The sequence below is a fragment of the Spirosoma pulveris genome, assembly GCF_054781875.1.
In genome coordinates this window covers 1387282-1399039 of record NZ_BAAGTO010000001.1, presented here as the reverse complement: position 1 = coordinate 1399039, position 11758 = coordinate 1387282, and the positions used below count along the sequence as shown (strand labels likewise).

The 11758-nt window shown below is 49.0% G+C and carries 9 protein-coding genes; 5 read left to right on the top strand and 4 right to left on the bottom strand.

Annotated elements, in window-relative coordinates; genetic code table 11:
- Positions 1 to 65 precede the first annotated feature (65 nt).
- Positions 66 to 1529, top strand: a complete 1464-nt coding sequence (locus ACYVJM_RS05690; RefSeq protein ID WP_461147227.1) for a glycosyltransferase family 39 protein — start codon at positions 66 to 68, stop codon at positions 1527 to 1529.
- Between the two features lie 39 nt (positions 1530 to 1568).
- Positions 1569 to 2252 carry a glycosyltransferase family 2 protein gene (locus ACYVJM_RS05685; RefSeq protein ID WP_461147226.1) on the top strand — a complete coding sequence of 228 codons (684 nt, stop codon included), beginning with the start codon at positions 1569 to 1571 and terminating at the stop codon, positions 2250 to 2252.
- 106 nt (positions 2253 to 2358) lie between these two features.
- On the opposite strand, the gene ACYVJM_RS05680 is transcribed toward ACYVJM_RS05685, so the two are convergent.
- The 3 genes from ACYVJM_RS05680 to ACYVJM_RS05670 all read right to left on the bottom strand — a co-directional run bounded on the left by ACYVJM_RS05680 (position 2359) and on the right by ACYVJM_RS05670 (position 5461).
- Positions 2359 to 3285 carry an RluA family pseudouridine synthase gene (locus ACYVJM_RS05680; protein WP_461147225.1) on the bottom strand — a complete coding sequence of 309 codons (927 nt, stop codon included), beginning with the start codon at positions 3283 to 3285 and terminating at the stop codon, positions 2359 to 2361.
- A gap of 142 nt (positions 3286 to 3427) precedes the next feature.
- Positions 3428 to 4207 (bottom strand): LytR/AlgR family response regulator transcription factor, encoded by a 780-nt coding sequence (locus ACYVJM_RS05675; protein ID WP_461147224.1) that lies wholly within the window; start codon positions 4205 to 4207, stop codon positions 3428 to 3430.
- A 54-nt stretch (positions 4208 to 4261) separates the two neighbouring features.
- The gene (locus tag ACYVJM_RS05670; protein ID WP_461147223.1) at positions 4262 to 5461 is read right to left on the bottom strand and encodes a sensor histidine kinase; all 1200 of its coding nucleotides are present in this window, start codon (positions 5459 to 5461) and stop codon (positions 4262 to 4264) included.
- A 192-nt stretch (positions 5462 to 5653) separates the two neighbouring features.
- Between ACYVJM_RS05670 and ACYVJM_RS05665 the strand changes: the two genes are divergently transcribed.
- Positions 5654 to 6487 carry an SdiA-regulated domain-containing protein gene (locus ACYVJM_RS05665; RefSeq protein WP_461147222.1) on the top strand — a complete coding sequence of 278 codons (834 nt, stop codon included), beginning with the start codon at positions 5654 to 5656 and terminating at the stop codon, positions 6485 to 6487.
- A 99-nt stretch (positions 6488 to 6586) separates the two neighbouring features.
- Here the strand turns inward: ACYVJM_RS05665 and ACYVJM_RS05660 are convergent, their stop codons facing one another.
- Entirely contained in the window at positions 6587 to 7813 is a 1227-nt protein-coding gene (locus ACYVJM_RS05660; RefSeq protein WP_461147221.1) for an ABC transporter permease, read from the bottom strand.
- A gap of 279 nt (positions 7814 to 8092) precedes the next feature.
- On the opposite strand from ACYVJM_RS05660, the gene ACYVJM_RS05655 reads away from it, so the two are divergent.
- Both ACYVJM_RS05655 and guaA read left to right on the top strand, forming a co-directional pair.
- Positions 8093 to 10147: a sialate O-acetylesterase gene (locus tag ACYVJM_RS05655; protein ID WP_461147220.1), complete on the top strand. Its 2055-nt coding sequence runs from the start codon at positions 8093 to 8095 to the stop codon at positions 10145 to 10147.
- A gap of 71 nt (positions 10148 to 10218) precedes the next feature.
- The gene (guaA, locus tag ACYVJM_RS05650) at positions 10219 to 11751 is read left to right on the top strand and encodes a glutamine-hydrolyzing GMP synthase (RefSeq protein ID WP_461147219.1); all 1533 of its coding nucleotides are present in this window, start codon (positions 10219 to 10221) and stop codon (positions 11749 to 11751) included.
- Positions 11752 to 11758: the final 7 nt, after the last annotated feature.

Here is an 11758-nt window from a genome sequence, read left to right as displayed (position 1 = left end):
CTTATTTGTAATCCAGTACATTTGTCAGTGTATTGAAGGCTCGTCGGGAGCAATATTTGAGTACCATGACACGACTTTTTTTATTACTTATCTTATTTGGCCCTATTTTCTTTCTGTTTACCTATAATTCAACGTATGGCTACGACGCGCTTGAATACCTGGTTATTGGGCGCTCGCTCAATGAGGGATATTCTCTGTATGATTTTATTCCATCCAAGTCATACCTGATCTACTCGTCGACCAATGTGTTGCTAAGTTTCCTGGGGGGCTACAACCACGTTAGTGTTTCCAGCCTGATAACGTTGCTGGCAATGGGCTGCGTGGCATCTGCCTGGCGGGCAGCCCGCCAATTTGGGGAGCGGGCGTCTTTAATGGCGGCTGCGCTGACGGCCGCCTGTTGTTTTTTCATGGAAATGAATTTCCTCGAGCCTGAAAGCTGGATTGGCATTTTTGGCCTCAATGCGTTTGTGTTGGCTACTGATGGTAAAGAACAGCCGGGCTGGCGTTGGCTGGGAGCCGGTATCCTGCTTGGCATTGCCATGTGCTTTAAGAGCGTGGTGGCTTTTTACGTTGTTGGGTTTGGGGCTTTTATCCTGCTTTTATGGCTTACCGGACGGTTGATGTTCTGGCCGATGGTGGCAAGGGGGATGCTGGTGTTGCTGGGTTTTTTACTGCCGCTAGTGCTCTCCGCCTTGTACTTTTACGCGACGAACCGGCTGGATGCTCACCTCGAATGGACGTATATTTATCCCTTTGGCGGCTACCCGTCGCACACAATTTTTCTGGTTAAATTCCTGATCAAATTAAGCTGGTTTCTGCTTTTGCTGGCGGTGTCGGCGGTTTTGATGCTGCAACAACCCTACCGGGCCGCTTACCAGCGAACACCCGCCCTTTGGCTGGCATTACTGCTTGCGGGCTTCTCCTGTATCGCCATGCTGAAGACACAGGCAAGCCATTACTTCTTCCCGGCCGCCGTTTTCTTCTCGGTTCATCTGGGCTTTATGGGCGATAAGTGGTTAGGACAGTACGAACGGAGGCACACCAGCGTACCGTATCGGTCTATATTTATGGGCGTCGGTGTTGTGGGCATCCTGGTGTTGATCAGTGCGTTTTTATACCGGCCCGATGCCATCAAACGATTTGTAACGATTGCCGATTATTCGGGAGAAAAGGACGCCGGCGATTTTATCCGTGAACAGGCCGGGCCTACGGGCAAAGTGCTGCTGTTTGATAATGCGCTGAGTCTGTACTATCTGTCGGATCGGAAGCCCAACGTACCGTTCTTTTTTACCGAGATGCAGACGACCCACTACATAAAGGCACACCCGGACACCTACAAAAAGGCGCTAGCGGATACGAGTTTGAAGATGGTGGTGTTTGGTAACCGGTCGAGCGTTATCGACGACAGTACTGCACTGAATGATCCGGCTAATGCCTATGCCATCCGGCAACTGCGAGCGGGGTTGCAGGAAAACTTTGTGCAAGTGAAAAATCCCCGCTTCCCGTTGCTTTACTGGGTACGTAAGTGACCTCACCATTGTTCGCCTGTTTTCGTTTACTTTTGTTTTATGCTGCTATCAGTTCTTATCCCTGCTTACAACGAGATCACATCTATTGATACCCTCCTCGAAAAGATTCAGGCTGTCCCAATAAATAAAGAAATCATTATTGTCGACGATGGCTCCACGGATGGAACCCGCGAACACCTGTTAACGCTTAAGGCCATTCCCAACATCCGGGTAATCTTTCACGAAAAGAATCAGGGAAAGGGTGCGGCCATCCGAACCGCCATTCAACACATGACCGGCGATATTGCCATTGTACAGGACGCCGATCTGGAATATGAACCGCAGGACTACCTGGCGCTCGTCAAACCCATTGCCGATGGCAAAGAGAAAGTAATTTATGGCTCACGGTTTTTAAATCCCGAAAACCGGCATTCTTACTTTAGCTTTTACGTGGGTGGCCAGGTTGTTACGTTGCTGACAAACATACTGTTCAACCAGCGTCTTACCGATGAGCCAACGTGTTATAAGGTGTTCGATGCCAACTTGTTGCGATCGATCCCCCTCGATTGCACCCGTTTTGAGTTTTGTCCGGAAGTAACGGCGAAAGTAGCCAAGCGGGGAATTCGTATCAAAGAGCTGCCGATTAGTTATTATCCCCGTTCAATTGCCGAAGGGAAGAAAATTTCCTGGCTGGATGGCGTCGAAGCCATCTGGGTACTCCTTAAATACCGGCTTATAAAGTGAGGGGTTCAGGCAGGATTGTGATTTTTTAACAGGATTCGGGGGTTTGGGTGAGGCTTGTTTTGATAAACAGACCCCACTCCAAACCCCCAAATCCTGTCGAATAGCCTTATTCCTGTTCGCGTTCTTTAACCATCGCCAGAAACGACTTAGGCACGGGTGCCTCAAAGCGCATAGGTGCCTTTGTGATAGGGTGCTCAAACGCCAGTACTTCTGCGTGCAGACCCAGCCGGCCAATGGGGTCGGTTTCTGCACCGTATTTAGCATCGCCTGCCACCGGGTGGTTAATGTCCTGCATATGTACGCGAATCTGGTTTTTGCGACCCGTTTCCAGCTCCAGTTCCAGTAAGGCATAGCCATTGCCGGCTTTCATGACCGTATAGTTCGTGATGGAGAGCTGGCCGGTTTCGGGGTTCTGGCTGGAGTACACAATCAGGGCCTTGCTCTCCCGTAGGTACGACGTGATGGTGCCCTGCGGGGGTTCCGGAACCCCCTCCACCAATGCTACGTAGGTTCGCTCTTTGGTTGTTGCATTCCAGGATTCCTGCATCAACCGCTGCACCTTTTCACTTTTGGCGAACATCATTACGCCCGAGGTTTCGCGGTCGAGACGGTGAATGATAAATATCTTGTTCTTCGGGTTTTCTTTCTTCGTGTATTCGCTCAGAATACCGTACGCCGTCCGGTCACGTTCTTTATTAGTCGCCATGGAGAGGAGCCCGGCCTGTTTGTTAATGACAATCAGGAACTGATCTTCGTACAGAATGGTAAGCCCGCGATACTGCGCTGTTTGTGGGGCCCGGTTGCCCGCCACCGTAACGACCTGATCAGGCTTCAACGGGTGGTTGAATTGGGTAAACACCTTGCCATCAACCAAGATTTGCTTATTGCTGAGCAGCGACTTGATATTATTGCGGTTCTTGTGTGGCAAATTGGCAATCAAAAATGCCATGAGTTCGGCGGGCTCCGAAACAGTCAGTTTAACATCAGTACGTTGGCCGCGTTGTCGGCGAGACTTGTCGTCGGTATTCTCCATAACGCAAAGGTACGGCTTCGTCACCGATCTTGCTTGTATTCGTTTCGACTGGTACAAAAAAGGCCTGCGTTGCCGCAGGCCAAGGGGAGGATTTAGGAATAGGAATCAGGTAAAAACAGAAAGAAGTAGAATCGCTTTAAATTTATTTTCCCAGCCACTCTTTGAATTCCGTCATGCGGTCGCCACTGACGAAAACTTCCTGACGGGATTTGGGGATCAGGTCGAGCTTAAGCTTACCCGCCGAAAAGGTATGAATGGTCTGGATAGCGGGTAACGAAACCAGAAACTGCCGACTGATCCGGAAAAACTGGCGTGGGTTCAATATCTGTGTCAATTTATCCAGACTGTAATCGACAGGGAGCGTCAGTCCGTCCTTTGTAACCAGAAAAACGACTTTTTCTTCCAGATAGAAATAAGCAATGTCGCCGGTTTCTATGCTCCTTATTTTTGTGCCGACGGTTATCATGAACCGCTCTTTATAGTCGGTCTGTTTTGATTTGCCAATCAGGTTTAACAGCGTTTCAATATCCTGAGCCGACGTTGAGGCTGTTTGCCCAAACTGTTTCTTTAGGGATTTATATTTTTCAATAGCGGCTACCAGTTCATCATAATTGATGGGTTTAAGCAGGTAGTCGATACTGTTGACCTTAAAGGCCTGAATCATGTATTCATCGTAGGCAGTCGTAAAAATGACAGGCGTAGTTAGCTGCGTTTGTTCAAAAATCCGAAAGCCAAGGTCATCCTCCAGGTGTATGTCCATAAACACCAGATCGACGGGCGCGGGTGATTCATCGAACCAGGCCACGGCTTCGGCTACCGATGGAATGCGAGCCAGTACTTTTATCGTAGGGTCATATTTGTGAAGTAAACTCTCGAGCCGTTTGGCCGTCAGGTTTTCGTCTTCAATAATCGTAACGTTCATAGGCGTATAGAACGAATGGCTGAATAAGGAAATCTATTCATAAAAAGGTCTCGTTCAGGCGAGCGTAGGCATGCCGGTCAATCCACCGTTGCGCTCACTCACCGGTTCATTCATTCGTTCGTTGAATAATAAGGGAATTTTTATGATGAAGCTGCCTTCGCTGTCGCTAACCCGAACGGGCCGGTCGGTCAGGAGGGCGTAACGGGTAATAATATTCTGCAAACCCATGCCGGTCGATGTTTCGGACTGGGGGCGGGGTTGTAGATTGTTTTTAACAACCAGACAGTCCCCCTCAAGCAAAATATGCACGTTCAACGGCTCTTTGGTCGACATGCGGTTATGTTTAACGGCGTTTTCGACCAATAACTGAAGCGTTAGCGGGGCAATGCTATACCGGGTCTGGTCTGCTTCGGGAACGTTGATGAGGACATCGAATTTTTTCTCGAAGCGGATATTCAGCAGGAAGCGGTATGCCTGAATAAACTCCAGTTCTGTTTTCAGCAAGACCCGTTCGTTGTCTTTCTGTTCCAGAATATAGCGGTATGCTCGTGACAACTGGTCAATGAACTTCTCCGAAAGTTCGGCGTCGGCATGCACCAGAGACGATAGTATACTCAGGCTGTTGAACAGAAAGTGCGGATTTACCTGACTTTTCAGGGCCGCAAACTGTGCCTGTACATTTTCTTTTTCCAGCCGTTCGGCGCGTACCTGAACAACTTCCAACTCGCGGTAAGCCCGCCGATTGGCAGCCAGGTAGAAGGCGGATAGCATAGCCATAACCGTTAAACCGTTATTGACGCGTCGGCGTTGTTCACTCCGTTTCCGTCGTTCTTCCAATATGGACGGTGTTGGAACCGGGCGCTGTGGCCGAATTTCCTGATCGCGGTACACACCGAAATTGCGTTCAAGTGCAGTATCCAGTCCACGCCAGGTCATAAAAAAGGCGAAGTTGAACACCAGGGCCAGGGCGCTGGCAATACCCAGGGTCGCCAGTTGAGCCGGAATTTTGAACTCAATGAGAAATCCTTCACCGAAGCGCTTGAAAAGTACCTGCTGAAGCCATTCGGTAACGGTGAGCCAGGCGTAAAAAAATAGAACCGTCAGGATCGTTTCGACTATCCAGAAAGGCACATTACGTGCCATCAGCAACCACGTCAGCGTTGGCACGTTGACGTACAGCCGAATTGGAAAGTAGATAACGAAGACGCTCAGGGCAAGTTGCCACTTTTGCGAAGTCGTCAGACGATTAGCCATGGTACATCAGGTTTATAAACAAAACTAAGTAGATCTGATAACTAGCAAAAAAGAAACCGGCGGAATGCCCGTTTCAGGAATCTGAATGACGGCATTCCGATTTTGAAAGAGTGAAGAATTTTAGTAACTGGTCTTATCATTCTGAGAGCAGCTCCGTTCCAAATCCATACATTTGCCCAAAATCAGTCTGTTATGAATCGTCTTTTCATTGGCATTATAATCCTGCTGGCGGGTTGCGGTACCTCGTCGAAAATAAAAGAGCAACCCGAAGCAGGAACCCTGCCTACTGAGTTTAAACTGCCATATCAGCTAAATGCCCCGGCACAAACGTATACCCTTCCAAAGGAACTGAAAGAGATATCGGGTCTGACCTATTACAAAGACGATCAGCTTCTGTGCGTGCAGGACGAAGAGGCCGTTGTTTATGTATTTGACACAAAAAAAGGGAAAGTCGTCAAGGATTTCGGTTTTGGCGGATACGGCGATTTCGAGGGTATCGAATACGTGAACGGGCAGGTCTTTGTCCTCGAGAGCAACGGTACACTTTCCCGCTTTGAGCCTGAATCAACCCAGATTGGTAAGACCAAAACAGATCTGCCCAAGAAAACGGAGGTAGAAGGGTTAGGATACGACCCTAAAACCAAACGCCTGCTTATTGCCGTAAAAAACGGTAATGGATCGAGCGATAAAGCAGTCTATTCTTTTGACTTGCTAAACCGGGCTGTCTTTAAGGACATGAGCTTAAATGACGATCAGTTGAAAGGGGCGGGGATTGACCCGAAAACATACAAACCATCGGGCATTGCCGTGCATCCAATAACGGGAGAGTGGTACATGTTAACGTCCGTTGGCAAACGACTACTGATTACCAGTCGGAAAGCCAAGATTATTTATTCTGAACCCCTTGACCCAAAGGTATTTCGCCAACCCGAAGGCATCTGTTTCGCCCCCAACGGCGATCTGTACGTTGCCAGCGAGGGCGATGGAAAGAAAGGGTACATACTGAAGTTCACATACCGACCGTAATTTTAACCGGATTTAAAGGATCAAACGAGATTGTTGACAGATTAAACCTGCGCTGTACTCTTGTTTACTCTTTTAATCCGGTTGAAATCACGGTTCAGACTACTTTTTAAACGCCAGCGCCTTAACGGGTTGAATGCGGTTGATGAGAATAGTCGATAACCAGAGAACAAGACCAATCAGGATAATTGTGGCACCATTCAGGGCAAGAATAGTCTCCCAGTCCCATGCGATGGGCACGTAGCTGACGAAGTAGTTTTTTGGGTCCAGCGGAATGAGTTTGAAGCGTTGCTGCGCAAAGCACAGGCCAATTCCAACCAGATTGCCGATGAGTAATCCCCAGCCAACCATATTGAGTCCGACAAAGACAAACATTCTTCGAATGAGGGCATTGTTGCCCCCCAACGCCTTGAGTAAACCAATCATGGGTGTGCGCTCCATCATGAGAACGAGCAATACAGAAACCATGTTGAACGAGGCTACGAACGTAATCAGTGCCAGTAAAATAATCATATTTCGGTCGAGTAGCAGCATCCAGTCGAATAGGGGCCGGTACTGATCCGTTACCCGCGTCAAGCGCATGTCGGGTGCCATGGCCTGGAATACATTGTTGGCTGCGAGCGTCAACTGATTGAAGTCATTCACGTAAATTTCGTAGCTCCCTACCGAGTCGGGTCCCCAGCGGTTGAGCTTTTGTACCAGCCGAATATCGCCGAGTGCAATTGTCTTATCAACTTCTTCAAGGCCGGTTTCGTAAATACCCACTACGGTCATCTTTCGGGCACGGGGCGGGTTCCCCAGAAAATAAAGCGGTACGTTATCGCCCACTTTTACTTTCAATTGATTGGCCATCAGTTGGCTAAGCAGTAGTTGTGTAGAGCCGGAGCCCGTATCGGCACCCACTATGGGTACAGTACCGGCTACCAGTGACTCTTTGAATAGATTCCAGTCGTAGTCTTTGCCAACTCCTTTCAGGATGACACCCGTTAATTCTTCCGGGGTTTTTAAAATTCCCGCTTTCAGGGCAACGGCCTGGATATGGCGAACGCCGGGAACCCGGGTGCTGTCGCGGTAGAGCGTGGTTTTGAGGGAGAGGGCTGTTTCTTCATACGAGGCATTATTGGTGAATTTGCTGACCTGTAAGTGGGCACCAAACAAAAAAATCTTTTGCTCGATGGTGCGTTTATAGCCGAACAAAACAGCAAAAGCGATAATCAAAATCGCCAGTCCAAGCGCAATACTGGCGATGCCCACGCGCGTAACGGTAGCCGAAAAGCTTCCTTCCGGAGCGTGACGAACTTTTCGGGCCAGAAAAACAGGAACGTTCAAAATGAAGTCGTTGATTATCGGTCAATAGTTATTGGCCTGAAGAGTAAAGTGAAAGCCCTGGTAAGTAACTGACTACAGACTGACAACTAACGACCTCCCGCCAACAACTGTTTTATTATCATTCGTAAAAGTAAGAGTTTTAGAGAATGTAGTTTCACGATTGCTGGTATCGTTGCTGGATTATTGCCCTAAGATTCTTACACCTTTTTATTTAGGCTGCTGCTCAAAAGGGTCTACTAACAAATTGGTATGTTTGTACTTGTTTTATACCGTAACTCCATGAAAATAATAGGAATAGCTCTGGTATGTGTCCTGGTTGACTGTACCGCTATATGGGCGCAGAAGGGTGTCAGACTCGATCAATGGCCTGCCAGATTACAACTTTACCCCCGTAATCAATCAAGTCAGTGTGCCGTCGCGATTTCCGGGCAGGCTCCGGATGGCAATGTAAAAGCCATTTCCCTGGTCGTCGCCAGAGATAATAAATCGTACCAGTATCGTAAAACAACGCCTGACTCGCTGACCGGACACTTTGCCTTTGCCCCGGTTATCAAAGCCGAACTGAATCAGTACAGTTTTCAGCTATTTGTACACCGGAAATTACAGGCAGACTCCATACCGGTAGCCTTTCGCGACAGTATTGTTTGTGGCGATGTTTTCCTGATTATGGGGCAGTCGAATGCCGTTGGCCAATACAGTGATTACACCATTCGCAGCCCATTCTGCCGTACGTTTGGTGTGCACAACTTCAATAGCATCTACAATCCGGCCGATACGGCCTGGTGTCTGACAAACACAAATGAATATCTTACCTGCCTGTGGGGTATGGAGTTGCAACGGATGATCAAAGAGAACCACGGCATTCCAACGGCTATTATAAACGGTGCCGTGGGTGGTTCTACGATTACCAGTCATGCCAATCGGGATGCCAGTCAGCCGATGTCGTTAAGCACCCTCTATGGACATTTACTATACAGAGCGAGTAAGGCTGGTGTAGCCACTCAGGCAAGAGCCCTGATCTGGCGGCAGGGAGAAGCCGAAGCCGCCAATAATCCGGATGTTTATGCGCGTACCTTTCCAAAACTCTACAGCTATTGGAAACAGGATTACCCCGGCCTGAGAAAAATTTATCATTCGCAGATTAATATATTGACCGACAACGTAATCAATGCGGGTGTTTTACGGGACTTCCAACGCCGGTCTAAAACTATTTTTGCTGATAACGAGCCTATTGCTACCGTTGGTTTGCCAGGGTACGAAGGAATACATTACAATGAAGCAGGCCATTATCAGTTCGGGTTGGAGCTATATCGGCTCATCGCCCGCGATCTCTATGGGGTTGTTGATACCATAGGTGTTGGGTCGCCTAATTTGCAGAAGCTTTATTACAGTAAACCCGAACAGGACGAGATTACCCTTGAGTTCGAGCCAGTCCATAAAATGAACTGGCCAACTGATACGATTATCACCGGTAAAGGGTATCAATACACAAAGAGTTTGTCTGATTTTATCTATGCTGACTACCCAACCGGCGAAAGTGGTTTGGTTAAGTCAGTTGCCGAACGGGGAAATTCGCTGGTCATAAAGTTGACAAAGCGTATTACGGCCAAACACCTGACGTATTTACCCTCGTCTTACCAGGACAATCTGATTGGCTTTTATGTGGGGCCAGTTATACGGAATAAAGTGGGTATGCGGGCGCTTAGCTTTTACCAGGTTCCAATTGCCCCGGCATTACCTGCGGCAGTGAATTTGAAGGCTGTTCCTGTAGACACAAGTGCCATAAAACTGAGCTGGGAGAACAAGACCGATAGTCTGGCCAAGTGGTCCATTGAACGGGCTGAAACAAACAGCGTTTTTAAGCAAATCGCGGTCGTGTCCGGTACGAGTCAAACGTATCAGGACCTGCGAAGCACTAACCTGGCGAATTCACCTAAAGCCGGAAAAGTGTACCAGTATCGTATACGGTCGGTGTCTTCTCAGTCTGCATCCGATTATTCGCCTGTTGTTGAGGCTGTCATTCAGGACGCCAAACTATGGCCCCAACTGGCGGTAGAAAGTACACTAGTGGGCATTGCACCAGGAACATTGTTGTACCCTAATCCGGCAGATACCCAGGTATTTGTCCGACTTCCGCTGGAGTGGAGTGGTAATGCGATCCGGCTTACCCTAACGGATCAGGCAGGAAGAGTCGTTTTACAACGAAATTACCAGGTGTCAATCGGGGCAACATCGCTAACATTTTCGGTCGCAGCCCTCCCTGCCGGAATTTATATCGTCTCGTTTGGCTACGGCACGGGCGGTGTCCAATGCCGGCTAATCGTTGCCCATTAAATGGCTGGCTGTAAAAGCAAGTAGGGCGTTTTCATAAAAATGCCCTAACTTTGCATTTTAGAGACCTATTCATGGCCACCGAACAGATTCTGATCCTGGATTTCGGTTCGCAGTATACTCAACTCATTGCCCGCCGGGTGCGCGAACTGAATGTTTACTGCGAAATCCATCCTTACAATCATCTCCCAACGATTACGCCCGACATTAAGGGTATCATCCTCTCAGGCAGCCCATCGTCCGTTCGCGATGCCGATGCACCCGAGGTTCACCTGGCCGCTTTTCGGCATAAAATGCCATTGCTTGGTGTTTGTTACGGTGCTCAACTGCTGGCGCATACCAGTGGCGGTGAGGTAAAAGCATCCGCCATTCGTGAGTATGGACGGGCTAAACTGGGTACCGTCAATGGCGAAAGTCCACTGATGAAGGGCATCGACCAGCACTCTCAGGTATGGATGTCACATGCCGACACCATTACGAGCGTTCCCGAAAACTTCAGCATTATTGCTTCAACGGACACCGTTCATGTAGCGGCTTTTCAGGTCGATAATGAACCTACCTATGGTATACAGTTTCATCCTGAGGTAACGCACTCGCTCCAGGGTAAAACGTTGCTGCATAACTTCGTGGTCGACATTTGCGGTTGTTCGCAAAACTGGACGGCCGAGTCGTTTGCCGAAACCACCATCGCGCAGCTAAAAGAGAAACTAGGCGACGATAAAGTCGTACTAGGACTATCGGGTGGTGTCGATTCGTCGGTAGCGGCCATGCTCATTCACCAGGCCATCGGCAAAAATCTGTATTGCATTTTTGTCGATAACGGCCTTCTTCGGAAAGACGAGTTTTTGGGTGTATTGGACTCCTATAAAACGCTGGGCCTCAACGTAAAAGGAGTTGATGCAAAAGAGCAGTTTTACACCGCTTTGGCAGGTCTTACCGATCCGGAGGCCAAGCGAAAAGCGATTGGTAAAACGTTTATTGATGTGTTCGACCACGAGGCTCACCTGATTGAAGGGGTATCGTGGCTGGGGCAGGGGACTATCTACCCCGACGTGATCGAATCCGTTTCGGTAAAAGGTCCGTCCGCAACCATCAAGTCGCACCATAACGTAGGTGGTCTTCCCGACTTCATGAAACTGAAAGTCGTAGAACCACTCAACACCCTGTTTAAAGATGAAGTGCGTGCTGTGGGCCGGACGCTCGGCTTACCCGACGCTATTCTGGGCCGTCACCCGTTCCCCGGTCCCGGCCTGGCGATTCGGATTCTGGGAGATATCACTCCCGAAAAAGTGGACATTCTTCAGCAAGTCGACGCACTGTTTATTGACGGACTAAAGCGCGAAGGCTTATATGACAAGGTATGGCAGGCGGGTGCAATGCTGCTGCCGGTACAATCGGTAGGCGTAATGGGCGATGAACGCACGTACGAGCGAGTCGTCGCACTTCGGGCAGTTACGAGCGTTGATGGCATGACTGCCGACTGGGCGCATTTGCCTTATGAATTCCTGGCCGATGTATCCAACGAAATCATTAATCGGGTAAAAGGGGTCAACCGCGTAGTGTATGACATTTCCTCCAAACCCCCGGCTACAATTGAGTGGGAATAAGCGCAAG